We start from the raw sequence: 15,641 nt of genomic DNA, 5'->3' as shown, positions 1-15,641 counted from the left end.
TGCACCCGCGCCACATCCAACACTACGCAATCAGCCGCGTCGCGCGGCCCTGATGTCCCGCACGGAAACTGTCGATCTCCTCGTTGACCGCCGCGACGAACTGGCTGCGGAAACGCTCGGCCGAGAAGAAGCCGGCGCGCTGGCGGCAATCGAGACGCGAGATCGACTTCTCCTTGGCCGCGAACGCACGCACGCAAGACGCGATCGCCTCGGGCTCGGGCGACTCGAAGAACATGCCCGTCGGGCGCGGCCCCGTGGTGAGGATCGACTCGCGCGCACCGCCGCGGCCGAGCGCCAGCACCGGTGCGCCTTCGGACTGCGCCTCGACCGGAATGATGCCGAAATCCTCCTCCGCCGCGAACACGAAGGCGCGGGCGGTGGTCATGAGGTCGCGCAACTGCTTGTCGGGCACGAAGCCGGCGAACTTCACGTTCGGCCCCGCGATCGCCTTGAGCCGTGCGGCCTCCGGGCCGTCGCCGGCCACGACCAGCTCGAGATCCGGCATGGTGTTGAAGGCGCGCACGATCGGCTCGATGCGCTTGTAGGGCACCAGCCGGCTCGCGGCGAGGAAGTGGTTGCCGACCGGGAGGATCGCCGCGCGCTGCGCGATCGTCACCGGCGGGTAGATCACCTTGGCGTCGCGGCCGTAGATCTTCTTGATGCGGCGGGCGACGAACTGCGAATTGGTGAAGATGGCGTCGGGGCCGTGCGCGGTGCGGGCATCCCAGATCCGCATCTTGTGCAGCAAGGCGCGGGCGATCAGGCCCTTGACGCCGGTGGCGTAGCCGCTCTCCTGCAGATACTGGTGCTGCAGATCCCAGGCATAGCGCATCGGCGAATGCACATAGGCGATGTGCAGCTGCTCCGGCCCGGTCAGAACGCCCTTGGCCACCGCGCAGCTCGAGGAGATCACCAGGTCGTAGCTCGACAGGTCGAGCTGCTCGATCGCGAGCGGCATCAGCGGCAGATAGGAGCGGTGATACTTCCGCAACAGCGGCATCTTCTGCAGGAAGCTGGTGCGCGACGTCTCGAATCCCAGCTTGGCGCGATCCTCGGGACGCAACAGGTCGAACAGCGTGAAGACGTCGGCGCCGGGATAGCAGCGCAGGATCTCCTGAAGGACCTTCTCGGCGCCGCCGAGAACGTAAAGCCAATCGTGGACGATCGCGACGCGCATCGCACTCTCCCAATTCCCGGGGTATTTAATAAAACCCTTAAGGGAGACGTTCACGCGCACAAACCCAATCCTAAACTTCTAGTTAATCGCCCTTCTCCTCCGACCCGTCGAATCCGCTGCTAACAAGTAAGGATCAGTTAAGGATCGGCAAGACGCATCGCGTCTCAGATCGTGACAGGCGTGTGCCGGACCAGAACGCGCAACAAGACTTTGGTCCGCTTCGGCACACTCGGGCACCCTAGGCGGTCTTGCTTAACAGGCCCTTGCCGATTGCAACGCCTGCGCGCGCCGTGATCGGTGGAGCCAAACCGCGACGACGCGCCGCGGCCCGTTCGTTAACCTCTGCCGCCGCACACGAACGTGATCGCGATCAGCCGGCGATGGCGAGCTGCTCGACCGCGTAGCCGTGGCGGATGGCGCGGTTCAGCACGGGATCGACCAGCTCGAACTCGAAGCGGTCGGCCGGGCGGATGCCGCCCTTGGCGGCAAAGGTGCCGCCGAACATCGCGGTGCCCTCGGGCAGGCCGGCCTCACCATAACGGCGCGCGATCAGGTCGAAGGGCGCCAGCATGCCGCTCAGCGCGCCCTCCTGATACAGCACGCGCTCGCCGTCGATGGTCGCGAACGCGCGCAGCGTCAGCCGGTCCCAATGCGCGGCGACGTCGTCGACCAGCCACAGCTCGGGCGCGACCGGCTTGTCGCACATCTGCTTGGACACGGTGATGTTGTAGGTCTCGACCTTGCGGTCGGTATGATCGGAGCCGACGCCGACCAGCAGCCGTCCGCCCGCCTGCACCAGCACGAACTCGACCTCGCCGGAGGAGTCGCCGCCGCTGACCTCGATGCTGTCCGACGTCGTCAGCCGGCTGGCCGCGGCCTCGTAATAGATCGGCGTCGTCGCGGGCCTGGGAATGCCGAGCTCTTCCAGTTCGGCGATGTGCTTGTCGCGGGCGACCGGATCGCGCCCGGTCCAGCCGGCGATGACGAGGCGGCTCAGCTTGATCCGCTGCCGCGTCGCCGCACCATCCGCGTGAACCAGGACATCGATCGTTGCACCGCTCATCGTCTCATCGCCTCTTGCTGACCAGCCCGCCGCTTAGCCGTCCGGCCGCGCGCTGGCAAGCCGCCCCGCCGTTCACTCCTGCTCGGCCTTCTCCGCCTCGTGATCCTCCTTGAGGTGCCGCTTGCGGATCTGGTGGGTGGTGAACCAGATCAGCGCGATCGCGGCCGGCACGAAGGCGGCGGTGGCCAGCGTCGGCTCGACCGGCAGTCCGGTGTCGTGCGCGCCCTTGGCGAGATAGCCGAACAGGCTGACGACGTAATAGCCGATCGCGGCCACCGACAGGCCCTCGACCGTGCTCTGAAGGCGCAGCTGCAGCTTGGTGCGCTCGTTCATCGAGCGCAGCAGATCGCGGTTCTGCTGCTCCAGCTCGACATTGACGCGGGTGCGCAGCAGATCGGCGGCGCGCGCCAGCTTGAGCGACAGGTTCGACTGCCGGCCCTCCAGCGCGTTGCAGGTGCGCATCGCCGGCGCGGTGCGCCGCGCCAGGAACGACGACCAGCTCGAATACGGCGCGACCGGCTCGCCCTCGATCACCGCCAGGCGGGCCTGCACCAGGTCGTAATAGGCGCGGCTGGCGCCGAACCGGAACAGGCTGCCGGTGGCGCCGCGCTCCAGCAGCGCTTCGAGCTCGGTCAGCTCGCGCAGCAAATGGTTGTTGAGCTTGAACGACTGCGCGCCCTGCATCTCCGCGAGCACCTCGACCAGCCGCCGCTCGATGCGGTCGACGTCCGGCGCCAGCGCCAGCGCCGCCGGCAGGCCGAGCAGCGCCAGGGTGCGGTAGGTCTCGAGCTCCAGCACGCGCTGCACCAGCGCGCCGAGGCGCTCCGGGGTCGGGCCGTCGGCGCAGACCAGGATGCGGGTGAAGCCGTCATCGTCGAGACGGAAATCGGAGGCGACCGCGCCGGCGCTGCCCTTGATCGTCACGATGGCGAGGCTGCTCTTGTCGAAGATCTGCTCCGCGCGCGCCACCGGATCGGCCGCGTTCTCGACCTCCAGCTTGACCGCCACCAAGAGCTCGCCGGCCTGCGGCAACGCCGCGATCAGCGCCTGCAGCTCGGGCGCGATGGCGCCGAAGCGGCGCGGGCCGGAGTCCGCGGGCGGGCTCCAGATCCAGGTGAGGGTGGCGAATTCCGAATGCTGCTCGAAGCGCAGCCTGACCGGGCCGAGATCGACCTGGTGATGCTTGACGCCCGGCTCCGGCGGCAGCGCACCGTGCTGCGCGCAGAACGCGGCGAGGCTGGCGCGGTCGACCGCCGGACTGTCGCCCTTCGCCATGAAGGCGAAGCGGATCACCAGCACCGGCTGCGTCAGCGGCGTGAACGGCCGCGCATGCACCTCGTTCAGCACGCTCTCGCGCAAGGCATGCGGCGTGAAGGCGGACCTGTCGAGCGACGTCATCGGGAGAGTCCGCTGTTGAGAGCGACACCTGACGCAGATGATCGCGCTGCGCCTGAATTGATCACCCCCGTCATGCCGTCCATCCTCCTGACGTCCATTGTCGCCCGGCCGCCGACGCGCCGGCAGCGTGTGACAGCAGTGTAGCGCAATTCGATGACGGCGCCACGGCCGCGGCCATGTCGGGCGCGTCGGCGGCTCTCTCGGCGCCACCGCACGTCGACCCTGATGCACGCAGACACACCAACACCTCCCGCGGCGCGATCGCGCCCGGGATCATCATCACCAAGACCCTCTTCAAATGCCGAGGGCGCAGGGAAGGCCGGACCTCGACTGAGGCCCGTGGCCCCCGTGCGGAAAAATTGCACGGGGCAGGAACCACAGGTTCAGCCGGACAGACCCGGCCCTCCCTGCGCGATGGGTTTAACGGCTGCTCCGAGCTCTCCCCGGGGACCGGCTTGTTTGCCCCCGTCGCCTGATGACACGTCATGTCATCCAGGCTTGGCGCCAGCGTCGGGGCGCCAGGACCACACGGCTTGACCGTCCGCGAGCTGCCAATCGTCCAGCGCAAAAGCACCTGACAGGCCCGCGGCCACCGCTCCCCGCCTCAACGTATCGTGACGACGCGTACGCCCCTCTGCATGAGGACGGGATGCGGGGAGTAGAGCATGATTTCGGAAATTTAGCAAGTGGAATTTTTCGGCTATAGCCCGGTTGGCGGACCAATGCCAAATTCTTCAGGAGTTTTCGTAGCTCAACTTGATGAGCGGCATGGCCCGCTCAAGGTCCTCCGGCTTGGTCAGGGTGATCTCCAGGTCCCCCGTGCCGAAATGGCCGAGATTCGAGACATCCCGGGTGAAGCCGGGCTCCAGCGTGACGGTCGACGGGTCCACCTTCACGAACATGAGAATCTTCGAGGCGGTCGGCCTGAATTCCACGCACGCAAAGTTCTTGATCCGCTTGAACGCGATGTAGAGCTGCAGCTTGGTTTCCTGCACGTCGTCGCCGAGCGCCAGCATGTAGGCCCGCAGCGCCTCGAAGCGGTCGATCATGGCGGCATCCAGCTCTTCCATCACCGAGCTGATCGTCTTGTATCGGCCGGAGCCGGCCAGACCTTGCTCCGTGGCCTGGGAGCCGGACACGGACGTTGCCTGCGCCTTGACCGAGGTCGCAACCAGCAGATCGAGCATCAGCAGGTCGGGACCGAAGCGACGATAGCGGATCAGCTCGATGTTGCGCTGGATCTGCTTCACGGCGTGATCGTCGTAGCGATTGAAGTCGCCGGCGATGCAGATCAGGCGCGGCGCCGACCAGTCGACCGTCTGGGCCTGGTCCTTGCCGAGCTTCTCCATGACCAGCCACTGGAAATCCTTGCGGTGGTCCATCAGCCAATCGAGATAGAACAGGCCCTGATTGATGACGTTCTCGTTAGAGGCTCGCTTGTATTCGAGAATCACCGGGCAGCCGTTTTCATCCAGACCAAGGGTGTCGACGCGGCCACCGTTGGAGGTGACGAACTCCGAGGCCAGGAAGCGGACACCGAGCAAAGCTTCCAGGTTCCGCTCGAACAGGGTCTGGACGGACTTCTCGACCGTGTCCGTGGTCCCGACCAGCTCATCGACCTTGCCCGAGCCGACACGAAACAGCTTGATATCGCTCATTCCGCTGCCTCCAGCTCGCGATCATCTGCTGGCGTCAGGGCTTCGGCGAGGAGAGCTGCAAGCAGCCGCGCCCGGGTCTCGACCTCACTTGAAAGGCACATCTCTAAGCGGTCGCAGAGCGCCATGAGGCTCTTGAGTTCAGCAATGATTTGCTCCTGCTCGGAGAGGGGCGGAACCGGAATCGGGTAGGCCCTGACCGTTGACATGTTAACTCGAGGAGCAGCACCACCTGTCGTGCAGGCTTTCGCAATGTCGGTAATGAATGGCGAATTGAGCACGACCTCCAAAAACTCTGGAAGCACCGCTGTTCCGGCGCGGATGAGCATAAGTCGCTGCCCAAGGCAAAGACGGATCCCCACAGGTACCCTGCACGCCACTCCAAGGATACCGCCCTCGCGGCTATAAAGGATATCGCCGGGCTTTGGCTCTAACCGCTCGATGCGCTCTGTGTATTCGTGCTCGCTAACAAAGCGCGGATCCGCCAGGTCCAAAGATCCTGGACGCAATTGACTCGTTCGCACACAGATCACTCCTTCTTTTGTCCAGTTCGGCGTCGTATGTGGACAGTCGACTATCCGGCCGGCTAATTGCGCCAGCGGTGCGACCTGCCAGCCATTCGGCAAGATCAATGAAGACCTGAACTCGCGAAACACCGCAGCATCCATACTGCTAGCTACGGAGGACTGCGGCAACGGCGGCAAATCGAGGATGGGCCTACCTGCAAGCTGCGGCACAAGCTTGCCGCGCACGGCGAGATTGAGGATGGACTGACGAAGCTGCTTGATCTGGTCGGGGCGCGCGGTGAGCGCCGTCAGCGCATCGAGCGCGAAGCGGGCATCGGACTGGAAGGTCTCCGAGTTGGGCACGCTGAGGCGGGACAGGCTTACTGCCGCCAGTCGATCGCGCGTCGCCTCCCGAGTTGCCCGCGCAGTCTCGAGCCGATCGCAAAGAACCATCAACTCGCCGACCTTAGCAACGATGCGGCGCTGCTCAGCAAGCGGCGGGACAGGAAGTGCAACAGTGTAGAGGTCACCCAAGTTTAGCTTATTCGTATGAGAGCCACCGCCTATCTTGATTCGATCAAATTCCGCCTCAACAAATGGTGAATTCAAGAGCAATCGAAAGAAAACGGGATCCAGGTTGTCGTGATCGAAGCGGATAAGGCCGACACTAACGAACAGGCTAAACTCAACGTCCGTGTCGATCAGCACGGCCTTGCCTAACGTTCCAATGCGCCCGATGAGTATGTCGCCTCGACGCGGATCGCACCGCTGGAACAGGAGCTCGTGCTCAGACTTGGGAATAAACCTGGTATTTGAAAAGTCGAGGCTCCCGCCGCTGAAATCTTTCACGCTGATAAATGGCACGCCTTTATCTACATATGTCGGCGTTTTGTGTGCGCCATCAGTGATCTTAAGCGAAACTGCGCCCAAATTCGAAAGCGTCCAGCCTGTCGGACAAGCGAACGCCGACGTCTTATCCCGCGAGCGTGCTCCACTGTTTCGAACCTTGACTTCTCCTGCATCAACCAACTGTTGTCGTTTCGCGGCAATCCTTCTCAGCAATTCAATGGCGGGCTCATCGTTAGGGTTCTGCGTGACCAGCTTCCCCATTACCGCTAGATCGAGGATAAAGCGTCGCAGCCGCGCGACCGCATCCGGCGCCTCGGCAATCTCCTCGTAATGCGCCATCAGACGTTCCGCGTTCATCGCTCCAGCGCCTCCGCCAGGATCGCCTTGAGCTGGTCCCGCAACGCCGCCGTCTCGGCCTCGGCCTTGCGCAGATCGGCCAGCAATGTTTCCGGGTCGCCATGGTCGTCGGCCACCGTGTGCGGATTCTTAATATCGAGATTGTACCCGCGCCCCTCGACCTCATCGATCGTCACGCGCCAAGCCTGCGGCGTTTCGGTCCGTCCCTTGCGCTCCCGACCGCCCCACCAGTCGATGCAGCCCTGGAAGTGCTCAAGCCGGATCGGCTTGGTCATCGAGTACGCCTTCTGTCGCTCGGGCACGCGATGCTCGTAGAACCAAATCTCCTTCGTCGGCGAGCCCTTCTCGAAGAACAGCAGATTGGTTCCGATAGAAGCATATGGCTTGAAAACCGAGTTGGGCAGCCGGACGATGGTGTGCAGGTTGCACTCCTCCATCAGATGCTCCTTCAGCCGTGTCTTGACGCCTTCGCCGAACAACGTGCCGTCCGGCAGCACCACGGCGGCACGACCGTCCTGCTTGAGGAGGCGGACGATCAGCGCCAGGAACAGATCGGCGGTCTCCTTGGTGCGGAAGGTCGGAAAATTGTTCTCGATGCCGTCCTCCTCGCGGCCGCCGAACGGCGGGTTGGTCAGCACGATGTCGACGCGCTCATCCTTGCTCCAGGAGATCAGCGGCCGAGCCAGCGTGTTGTCGTGGCGGACGAAGCTCGGGTCCTCGATGCCGTGCAGCAGCATGTTGGTGACGCACAGCATGTGCGGGAGCTGCTTCTTTTCGACGGCGCGCAGCGCGCCCTGCATCTTATCCCGCTGCTTCGTGGTCTTGACGTAATTCTTCTCCATGTGGCGGATGGCGCAGGTCAGGAAGCCGCCGGTGCCACAGGCCGGGTCGAACAGCGTCTCGCCAGGGTGCGGGTCGATGCGGTCGACCATGAAGGCGGTGACGGCGCGCGGCGTGTAGTATTCGCCGGCATTACCGGCCGACTGCAGGTCGTTGAGGATCTGCTCGTAGATGTCGCCGAAATGCTGCCGCTCGGTCAGATTGTTGAAATCGACCTCGTTGATCTTGTTGACGACCTGCCGCATCAGCTGGCCTGACTTCATGTAGTTGTAGGCGTCCTCGAACACGTCGCGCACGACGCGACGACGGTCGCCCGGCTTGGTCGAGACCGGCAGCTCCTTGAGCGCCGGAAACAGCTCGCCATTGATGAAGCCGAGCAGCGCCTCGCCGGTGATGCCCTCGGGGTCGGCCGCCCAGGAGCGCCACTGATACTTTTTCGGGATTGGGGAGCGGTAATCGTCCTGCGTGACCTCCAGTTCCTGGTCCTGGTCATCGATGATCTTGAGGAAGAACATCCAGCACAGCTGGCTGATGCGCTGGGCGTCGCCGTCGACGCCGGCATCCTGGCGCATGATGTCCTGGATCGACTTGACGGTGTTACGGACGGACATGGTCAGACGACTTCCTGGTAGAGGGAGGATTGCAGCTCGTGGACAGCGCGCTCGAACGCCGGGCGATCGCCGAACGCCTTGATCAGCTGCAGCGGGGTTCCGAGCTCGCTGAGCGGCGGAATGCGCAGGATGTTTGCGTCATCGAGATTGAGCACGCCCTCGTCGGCGTATTTGGCCAAGAGCGCATCGAGAACCGCGCGGGCCTGTTCCCCATACTTGCCGAACACGTCGCGCTTCCTGACGTTGTCAGCCCGCTCGCGGCGGGTCAACGGCTTGCGATCGAATGCGACATGGCAAATCAGGTCGAAGGGATCAAGATTCTTGCCGAGTTCGTCCACAAGGGCATCGAGCGCCAGGCCCTCCGACTCCAGCTCCTCGATGATCGCCTGCTTGCGCTCGGCTGTTTTCCAGCGCTTCAGGAAATCATCGAGACTAGCGTAGCGCTTCTTCAGGGCCGTGCGGGTGAAATCGCGCAGGGACTCGGTGACCAGCTTGCCGTTCTCGTCGAGATATTCGACCCGTTCGGCGACGATGCGGGCGCCGACGCCGTCGACATAAATCTTGCGCGTGGTGCCGGCGGGCGCGGCCGGCGCCGTGGGGTTGACGAGGATGGTCTCGTCTTCGCCGTCCGCCCCCAACGCGTTCTGCTCGTTTTCGCAGAGGCCGTCATCGGCCTCATCGGGTGGCGTGATCGGATCATCCTCGCCCGGCGCATAGATCTGCACGGGATCGCCGTCAAAATCCGGATCGGCAAAATGGTTGGTCGCGCCGCGGAAATCGATCAAGGTGAAGTAGTATTTCCGGGTGTCCTCGTGAACCCGGGTGCCGCGGCCGACGATCTGCTTGAACTCGGTCATCGATCCCACGGTGCGGTCGAGCACGATCAGCCGGCAGGTCTGCGCATCGACGCCGGTGGACAATAGCCGCGAGGTCGTCACCAGCACCGGGTATTTCGATTCCGGATCGATGAAATTGCCGAGCTGGTCCTGGCCCTCCTTGTCGCTGCCGGTGATGCGCATGACATAGCGTGGGTTCTCGGCGACGAGATCGGCATTCTCGTTGACCAGCGCCTGGCGCATTCGCGCGGCGTGCTCCTCGTCGACACAGAACACGATCGTCTTCTGGAAACGGTCGCCGCTCTCCTTCAGGAACTCGGTGACCTTCTTCGCCGTCAGCACCGTGCGGTCATCGAGCACGATGTTGCGGTCGAAATCGGTGGCATTGTAGATGCGGTCCTCGACCTCGTTACCGTCGCGGTCGAGCTGGCCCAGCTCGGGACGGTAACCTTCCACGTCGCGGTCGATGTGGACCTTGATGACCTTGTAGGGCGCAAGGAAGCCGTCGCTGATGCCCTGCTTCAGCGAATAGGTGAACACCGGGTCACCGAAATAGTCGGTGTTGGAGACGTATTCGGTCTCCTTGGGCGTGGCCGTGAGGCCAATCTGGGTCGCGCCGGAAAAATGCGTCAGGATCTCGCGCCATGCCGAATCCTCGGCAGCGCTGCCGCGGTGGCATTCGTCGATCACGATCAGGTCGAAGAAGCCGGGCGAGAACTCGCGATAGAGCTTCTGGCGCTCCTCGGGGCCGGTAATCGCCTGATAGAGGCTGAGATAGATTTCGAACGCGGTGTCGATGCGCCGCTTCTTGTCGAGCGCCAGCGTCAGCTCTTCCTTGCTGCCGTCCTGCCGCTCGATCGTCTTGGAATGCGTCGACAGCTTCGCCATTGCCGCGCCGAACGGGCGGAAATCGTTGACCATGGTCTGGTCGATCAGCACGTTGCGATCGGCCAGGAACAGGATGCGCTTCTTGCGTCCGGCCTTCCAGAGCCGCCAGATGATCTGGAAGGCAGTGTAGGTCTTGCCGGTGCCGGTCGCCATCACCAGCAGCACGCGGTCGCGGCCGGTGGCGATCGCCTCGATCGCTGCGTTGACGGCGTTGACTTGATAATAGCGCGGGGCCTTGCCGCTGCCGTCGTCGTAATAGTCCTGCAGCACGACCTGCTCGGCAGTCGCATCGAGGCCTTTCCAGGCGCGATAGCGCGCCCAGAGATCGGCCGGCGACGGGAAAGCATCGAGCGAAAGATTGGTCTCGATCGGATTGCTGCGGCCGGTGCGATCGTGGAACAGGAAGCCGTCACCGTTCGAGGAGAACACGAAGGGGATATCAAGCGTGGCGGCGTAGTCGAGGCCCTGCTGGATGCCGTCGCCGACGCTGCGGGAATTATCCTTGGCCTCGATCAGCGCCAGCGGGATGTTGGGCTTATAGTAGAGAACGTAGTCGGCGCGCTTGGCCTTGCCGCGGCTGACGAGCTTGCCGCGCACGATGATGCGCCCCTTGGTGAAGCTGTATTCCTCGCGGATCTGGACCATCTCGTCCCAGCCCGCCTTGCGCAGCGCCGGGGTGATGAACTTGGTGCAGATGTCGCGCTCGCTGAGGCCGGATTTGTCCATGGGCGTCAGCAATCCCCCACCGCAATCGCCCCGGACAGGGCCGGGAGCCCAATGATGCAAACGGATCAAATATTTGGCTGACAGTTTTGGACAACCGTCGAGATAAAGGCAACCCGTGGTGGAGACGACCAGATGCGAATTTGAGCCGGCAACCTTTCCACCTGGCCTTGAATGTAGAAACATTTCTACATATACTCTCATCAACGCCGACTGACCAGGATTCCGGCCATGACCACTTTGACCAGCCGCGAGTTCAACCAGGACACCAGCCGCGCGAAGAAAGAGGCGGCCAAGGGGCCGGTGTTCATCACCGACCGCGGACGGGCGGCGCACGTGCTGCTGACGATCGAGGACTACCTCCGCCTGACCGGCGGCAGCCTGAGCCTCGCCGATGCGCTGGCGCAGCCCGAGGCCGATTTCGATTTCGAGCCGCCGCGCATCACCGGGCCGATCGGCCGGCCTGCTGACCTCGAATGATGTTCCTGCTCGACACCAACGTCGTCTCCGAGCTCAGGCGCCGTGACAAGGCGGACCGCAACGTCGTCGCCTGGGCTGCGGGGCGTCCCGCTGCAAGCATGTTCCTGTCGGCGATCTCCATCCTCGAGATCGAGCTCGGCGCGCAGCGCGTCGCGCGCAAGGACACGGCCCAGGGCGCGGCGTTGCGCGCCTGGATCGACCAGCAGATCCTGACCACTTTCACTGGTCGCATTCTCGCGGTCGACACTGCCGTGGCGCAGTCGTGCGCGCGACTGCACGTGCCCGATCCGCGGCCGGAGCGCGATGCGCTGATCGCCGCGACGGCGCTGGTTCACGGGCTGACCGTCGTCACCCGCAACACCGCCGATTTCGCCGCGACCGGAGTCGCACTCATCAATCCATGGAGCGATGGCAACGGCGCGCCGTGAAGGATCTCACACGTTCCGCAGCCCCCATGCGCGGCGCACGCAGTTGTCACCTTCGGCGTGTTAGATCATAACGGAAGGACCTTTTCCGCCATCGCCCGATGGCCGCCCACCACATCCGTTGGCCTAGCCCCACAGGACTCCCATGACCACGCTTTCCTCCATCGTCGCGCGCGGCGTCGCGCTGGTCGGCAATGCGGCGCTGCAGTGGCGCAAGCTGCAGGGGGACACGCCGCAGCCGGCGTGGGGCGCGGCGCCGCAGATACCGCAGGCCAAGCCGCAGGGGATGCTGCCGACCTTGAAGATGCCGACCGCGCGCGGCTGGCGCGACGGCGAGAAGCCGGTGGCGGCGCCGGGGCTGAAGGTCAATGCGTTCGCGACCGGGCTGGATCACCCGAGATGGATCCATGTGATGCCGGACAAGTCGGTGCTGATTGCGGAAGCAACGCAGATTCCGAGCCCGGTGCGCAACATGTTCGGCTACGCGATGCAGGCGACGATGCGCCGCGCCGCGGCGCTCGGGGTCAGCGCCAACCGCATCACACGGCTGGTCGACGCCGATGGCGACGGCACGGCGGAGCGGCGCAACGCGTTCATGGAGAATCTCAGCCAGCCGTTCGGCATGGCGCTGGTCGGCGGCACCTTCTATGTCGGCAACACCGACGGCATCACAGCCTTTCCCTATAGCGCGGGCGCCGATCGCATCACCGCGCAGGGCCAGCGGCTGACGAATTTCAAGCCGGGCGGACACTGGACGCGCAGCCTGCTGGTCAGCCCCGACGGCACCAAGCTCTATGCCGGCGTCGGCTCGCTCACCAACATCGCCGAGTTGGGGTTCGAGGTCGAGGAGGGCCGCGCCTGCATCTATGAGCTGGACATCGCGAGCGGCGCGAGCCGCATCTTCGCGGCCGGCCTGCGCAACGCGGTGGGGCTGGCGTTCGAGCCGTCGACGAAGGTGCTGTGGACCGTCGTCAACGAGCGCGACGGGCTCGGCGACGAGACGCCGCCGGACTACCTGACCTCGGTGCGCGAGGGCGGCTTCTATGGCTGGCCCTATTGCTACTGGGGCAAGACGGTCGACGACCGCGTGCCGCAGGATCCGAAGCTGGTGGCGACCGCGCTGACGCCGGACTACGCGCTCGGCGGCCACACGGCTTCGCTCGGCCTGTGCTGGCTGCCCGCAGGCACGCTCCCGGGTTTTCCGGATGGCATGGTGATCGGCCAGCACGGCTCGTGGAACCGCAGCAAGCTGTCCGGCTACAAGGTCGTGTTCATCCCGTTCGAGAACGGCAAGCCGTCGGGCCCGGCACGTGACATTCTCTCCGGCTTCCTGGCGCCCGACGAGAGCTTTTCCTATGGCCGCCCGGTCGGCGTGACGCTCGGGCCGGATGGATCGCTGCTGGTGGCGGACGACGTCGGCAACTGCATCTGGCGCGTGACCGGGGCGTAGCGGAACCGGGCCGGCCTCGAGCCGTTGTCGCCGGGACAACGGACAGTCCCGAGGAGAGCGCCATGGCCGACAACGTCAATCCGAACCAGAAGCAGCCCGGCGAGAAGCAGGAAGGGCAGTATCACTACAATCCGGGCAATCAGTCCGGCAAGACCATCGATGTGGGCAAGCCGGAAGACCAGCAGGTCAACAACAAGGACCGCATCGAGCAGCGCGAGGAGCCGCAGTCGCGGTGAAATCCTCGGACTTCACCTCTCGTCATGCCCGGGCTTGACCCGCCTGCGCGGCCGAAGCCGCTTCGGCGCGGCGGAGGCCCGGGCATCCATCTCCTTGCGACGAGTGATGGATGGCCGGGTCGAGCCCGGCCATGACGCTGAGAGAGTGCAGCCCTACCTCTCCAGCAGGAACGCCAGTGCTTCGTCGCAGGGCGCTTCGACCTTCAGCGACAAGAGATCATCCGCGCGGGTGCGGCCGAGATTGACGGCGGCGATGGGGATGTTGCGGTCGGCGGCGGCGCGGACGAAGCGGAAGCCCGAATAGACCATCAGCGAGGTGCCGACGACGAGCATGGCCTCGGCCTGCTCGACATGCTCGCGCGCGGTGGCGACGACCTCGCGCGGCACTGTTTCGCCGAAGAACACGACGTCGGGCTTGAGGATGCCGCCGCAGGCCCGGCACGCGGGCACCGTGAACGTGGCGAAATCGACGCCCACGAGATCGGCATCGCCGTCGGGCGCATCGGCGGCGTCGTGCGCCAGCCAGTGCGGATTGGCGCCGGCCAGTTCGTCCTGGAAGTCGGCCCGCGACAGCATGGCGCCGCAGCCCATGCAACGGACGCGGTCGAGCCGGCCGTGCAGGTCGATGACGTTGCTGGTCCCGGCGGCCTGGTGCAGCCGGTCGACATTCTGCGTCACCAGCAGCGCGCAGCGGCCCTGCGCCTCCAGCCGCGCCAGCGCATGATGCGCGCCGTTCGGCTGGGCACGGCCGAAGCGGCGCCAGCCGACCATGCTGCGCGCCCAATAGCGCCGGCGCGTCTCGTCGCTGCCGACGAAGGCCTGGTTGGTTACCGGCGGCGTGCGCTTCCACTGCCCATCATTGTCGCGGTAATCGGGAATGCCGGAATTCGTGCTACAGCCGGCGCCGGTGAGCACGACGATGCGGCGGTGGCTGTCGAGGAAGGATTTCAGCGCGGCGGGATCGACCATGACCTCGCAGATGTAGGTGGCCATGGCGGCCTGCGCCAGAGCGCCGCGACGCGGCGCTCTCGGTCTGAACCATTGCTCGATCCCGGCCTTATCCCGTGGGAGGACCTGCCATGACACCACGCAACGGGCATGATCGCGGACTCCGGCCGCTCGACGGGCCGGCCGACGACGCTGACATGGACGACGAGCGCGACCTCGCCACCGGCGAGGGCGGCACGATCGAGGTGCCGCCGACCGACGACGACATCGCCAACGACGATTGACGCCGCTCAGGCGGGCGGCGGCACCGTCGCCAGCCAGTGACGGGCGATGTCGGCGCGCGGCGCGATCCACGCCGCGCCGCTGCCGGCGATGTGCGCGAGGATGCGGTCGAGCGCGCCGATGCGGCCGGGGCGGCCGATCATGCGCAGATGCAGCCCGATCGACAGCATCTTTGGCGCGCTCGCGCCCTCGCGCACCAGCCAGTCAAAGGCGTCGATGACGTAGTCGGCGAAATCGGCGCCGCGGAAGCGCGAGCCGTTGAAGAACTGCATGTCGTTGCTGTCGAAGGCGTAGGGCAGCACCAGATGTGGTCGGCCGGCGACGGCGACATAATATGGCAGGTCGTCATTGTAGGCGTCGCTGTCATAGAGGAAGCCGCCCTGCTCGACCAGCAGCCGCCGCGTGCTCGGCGAGCTCGCCGAGCGCGTGTGCCAGCCGAGCGGGGGCTGGCCGGCGACGCGCTGGATCGTCTCCACCGTGCGCGCGATCACGCGGCGCTCCTCGGTCTCGCCCATGCCGGCGTGGCTCTGCCAGCGCCAGCCATGCGCCGAGACCTCATGCCCGCGCGCCACGGCATCGCGGGCGAGCTCCGGCGAGCGCTCCACCGCGCGGCCGCAGGCGCTGACGGTGACCTTGACGCCGTGCGCGTCGAACAGATCCATCAGGCGCCACCAGGCCGCGCGCGTGCCGTATTCGAAATGGCTGTCGATACAGGGGTCGGGGCCGTCGAGCCGATGCACGACCTCGTAGATCGCCTCGTTGCTCGTATCGCCGTCGCACACCGAGAATTCAGAGCCCTCCTCGAAATTCACCACCAGCGACACCGCGACGCGGGCGTCGTGGGGCCAACGCGGATGCGGCGGCCTGCCGGCATAGCCGGTGAGATCGCGGCGGAAGGCAGGCTGTGAGGTCATCGT

General features: G+C 65.2%; 14 protein-coding genes. 5 read left to right on the top strand and 9 right to left on the bottom strand.

The genetic code is table 11. The features are described 5' to 3' along the window. Positions 1 to 22: 22 nt before the first annotated feature. From ACQR1F_RS26920 to hsdR, 7 genes are all read right to left on the bottom strand, one after another. A complete protein-coding gene (locus ACQR1F_RS26920) occupies positions 23 to 1,177 on the bottom strand; it encodes a glycosyltransferase (protein ID WP_434914169.1) in 1,155 nt (384 codons plus the stop codon). Between the two features lie 370 nt (positions 1,178 to 1,547). Beyond that, on the bottom strand, positions 1,548 to 2,240 hold the full coding sequence (locus ACQR1F_RS26915) for a DUF2848 domain-containing protein (protein ID WP_434914168.1): 693 nt from the start codon (positions 2,238 to 2,240) through the stop codon (positions 1,548 to 1,550). 72 nt (positions 2,241 to 2,312) lie between these two features. Continuing rightward, positions 2,313 to 3,638, bottom strand: coding sequence for a DUF3422 domain-containing protein (locus ACQR1F_RS26910; RefSeq protein WP_434908778.1), 1,326 nt, complete (start codon positions 3,636 to 3,638; stop codon positions 2,313 to 2,315). Positions 3,639 to 4,372: 734 nt separating this feature from the next. Continuing rightward, positions 4,373 to 5,296 carry a DUF5655 domain-containing protein gene (locus tag ACQR1F_RS26905; protein ID WP_434890096.1) on the bottom strand — a complete coding sequence of 308 codons (924 nt, stop codon included), beginning with the start codon at positions 5,294 to 5,296 and terminating at the stop codon, positions 4,373 to 4,375. Then, the gene (locus ACQR1F_RS26900) at positions 5,293 to 7,005 is read right to left on the bottom strand and encodes a restriction endonuclease subunit S (RefSeq protein WP_434914167.1); all 1,713 of its coding nucleotides are present in this window, start codon (positions 7,003 to 7,005) and stop codon (positions 5,293 to 5,295) included. Before ACQR1F_RS26900 ends, ACQR1F_RS26905 begins: the two co-directional genes overlap by 4 nt. Continuing rightward, complete coding sequence (locus ACQR1F_RS26895) at positions 7,002 to 8,456, bottom strand: N-6 DNA methylase (protein ID WP_434914166.1); 1,455 nt, start codon at positions 8,454 to 8,456, stop codon at positions 7,002 to 7,004. The genes ACQR1F_RS26900 and ACQR1F_RS26895 overlap by 4 nt, the downstream gene beginning before the upstream one ends. Before the next feature lie 2 nt (positions 8,457 to 8,458). After that, positions 8,459 to 10,906, bottom strand: a complete 2,448-nt coding sequence (hsdR, locus tag ACQR1F_RS26890; RefSeq protein WP_434908775.1) for an EcoAI/FtnUII family type I restriction enzme subunit R — start codon at positions 10,904 to 10,906, stop codon at positions 8,459 to 8,461. Between the two features lie 228 nt (positions 10,907 to 11,134). On the opposite strand from hsdR, the gene ACQR1F_RS26885 reads away from it, so the two are divergent. From ACQR1F_RS26885 to ACQR1F_RS26870, 4 genes are all read left to right on the top strand, one after another. Beyond that, positions 11,135 to 11,383, top strand: a complete 249-nt coding sequence (locus ACQR1F_RS26885) for a type II toxin-antitoxin system Phd/YefM family antitoxin (protein ID WP_434846003.1) — start codon at positions 11,135 to 11,137, stop codon at positions 11,381 to 11,383. Next, the gene (locus ACQR1F_RS26880; protein ID WP_210265652.1) at positions 11,383 to 11,811 is read left to right on the top strand and encodes a type II toxin-antitoxin system VapC family toxin; all 429 of its coding nucleotides are present in this window, start codon (positions 11,383 to 11,385) and stop codon (positions 11,809 to 11,811) included. The genes ACQR1F_RS26885 and ACQR1F_RS26880 overlap by 1 nt, the downstream gene beginning before the upstream one ends. 142 nt (positions 11,812 to 11,953) lie before the next feature. Beyond that, positions 11,954 to 13,258, top strand: coding sequence for a PQQ-dependent sugar dehydrogenase (locus tag ACQR1F_RS26875; RefSeq protein ID WP_434914165.1), 1,305 nt, complete (start codon positions 11,954 to 11,956; stop codon positions 13,256 to 13,258). A gap of 62 nt (positions 13,259 to 13,320) precedes the next feature. Next, positions 13,321 to 13,494 (top strand): hypothetical protein, encoded by a 174-nt coding sequence (locus ACQR1F_RS26870; RefSeq protein WP_434874237.1) that lies wholly within the window; start codon positions 13,321 to 13,323, stop codon positions 13,492 to 13,494. A 153-nt stretch (positions 13,495 to 13,647) separates the two neighbouring features. Here ACQR1F_RS26870 and ACQR1F_RS26865 read toward each other — a convergent pair whose 3' ends face one another. Next, positions 13,648 to 14,487 carry an NAD-dependent protein deacetylase gene (locus tag ACQR1F_RS26865; RefSeq protein ID WP_434914164.1) on the bottom strand — a complete coding sequence of 280 codons (840 nt, stop codon included), beginning with the start codon at positions 14,485 to 14,487 and terminating at the stop codon, positions 13,648 to 13,650. An 86-nt stretch (positions 14,488 to 14,573) separates the two neighbouring features. On the opposite strand from ACQR1F_RS26865, the gene ACQR1F_RS26860 reads away from it, so the two are divergent. Next, positions 14,574 to 14,726, top strand: a complete 153-nt coding sequence (locus tag ACQR1F_RS26860; protein WP_316180387.1) for a hypothetical protein — start codon at positions 14,574 to 14,576, stop codon at positions 14,724 to 14,726. Positions 14,727 to 14,732: 6 nt separating this feature from the next. On the opposite strand, the gene ACQR1F_RS26855 is transcribed toward ACQR1F_RS26860, so the two are convergent. Continuing rightward, positions 14,733 to 15,638 (bottom strand): polysaccharide deacetylase family protein, encoded by a 906-nt coding sequence (locus ACQR1F_RS26855; protein WP_434914163.1) that lies wholly within the window; start codon positions 15,636 to 15,638, stop codon positions 14,733 to 14,735. Between the last annotated feature and the right edge of the window lie 3 nt (positions 15,639 to 15,641).

Source organism: Bradyrhizobium sp. HKCCYLS3013 (assembly GCF_051167615.1).
In the GTDB taxonomy this organism is placed as follows: Bacteria; Pseudomonadota; Alphaproteobacteria; order Rhizobiales; family Xanthobacteraceae; genus Bradyrhizobium.
The sequence above is the reverse complement of the archived record's forward strand: the minus strand, read 5'-3'. Positions and strand labels throughout refer to the sequence as shown.

Excerpts from the sequence above, each read along its gene's own strand:
- ACQR1F_RS26895 (WP_434914166.1), bottom strand. The coding sequence starts at position 8,456 with ATGTCCGTCCGTAACACCGTCAAGTCGATCCAGGACATCATGCGCCAG.
- ACQR1F_RS26915 (WP_434914168.1), bottom strand. The coding sequence starts at position 2,240 with ATGAGCGGTGCAACGATCGATGTCCTGGTTCACGCGGATGGTGCGGCG.
- ACQR1F_RS26910 (WP_434908778.1), bottom strand. The coding sequence starts at position 3,638 with ATGACGTCGCTCGACAGGTCCGCCTTCACGCCGCATGCCTTGCGCGAG.
- hsdR (WP_434908775.1), bottom strand. The coding sequence starts at position 10,906 with ATGGACAAATCCGGCCTCAGCGAGCGCGACATCTGCACCAAGTTCATC.
- ACQR1F_RS26905 (WP_434890096.1), bottom strand. The coding sequence starts at position 5,296 with ATGAGCGATATCAAGCTGTTTCGTGTCGGCTCGGGCAAGGTCGATGAG.
- ACQR1F_RS26920 (WP_434914169.1), bottom strand. The coding sequence starts at position 1,177 with ATGCGCGTCGCGATCGTCCACGATTGGCTTTACGTTCTCGGCGGCGCC.
- ACQR1F_RS26900 (WP_434914167.1), bottom strand. The coding sequence starts at position 7,005 with ATGAACGCGGAACGTCTGATGGCGCATTACGAGGAGATTGCCGAGGCG.
- ACQR1F_RS26865 (WP_434914164.1), bottom strand. The coding sequence starts at position 14,487 with ATGGCCACCTACATCTGCGAGGTCATGGTCGATCCCGCCGCGCTGAAA.
- ACQR1F_RS26875 (WP_434914165.1), top strand. The coding sequence starts at position 11,954 with ATGACCACGCTTTCCTCCATCGTCGCGCGCGGCGTCGCGCTGGTCGGC.
- ACQR1F_RS26880 (WP_210265652.1), top strand. The coding sequence starts at position 11,383 with ATGTTCCTGCTCGACACCAACGTCGTCTCCGAGCTCAGGCGCCGTGAC.
- ACQR1F_RS26855 (WP_434914163.1), bottom strand. The coding sequence starts at position 15,638 with ATGACCTCACAGCCTGCCTTCCGCCGCGATCTCACCGGCTATGCCGGC.
- ACQR1F_RS26885 (WP_434846003.1), top strand. The coding sequence starts at position 11,135 with ATGACCACTTTGACCAGCCGCGAGTTCAACCAGGACACCAGCCGCGCG.
- ACQR1F_RS26870 (WP_434874237.1), top strand. The coding sequence starts at position 13,321 with ATGGCCGACAACGTCAATCCGAACCAGAAGCAGCCCGGCGAGAAGCAG.
- ACQR1F_RS26860 (WP_316180387.1), top strand. The coding sequence starts at position 14,574 with ATGACACCACGCAACGGGCATGATCGCGGACTCCGGCCGCTCGACGGG.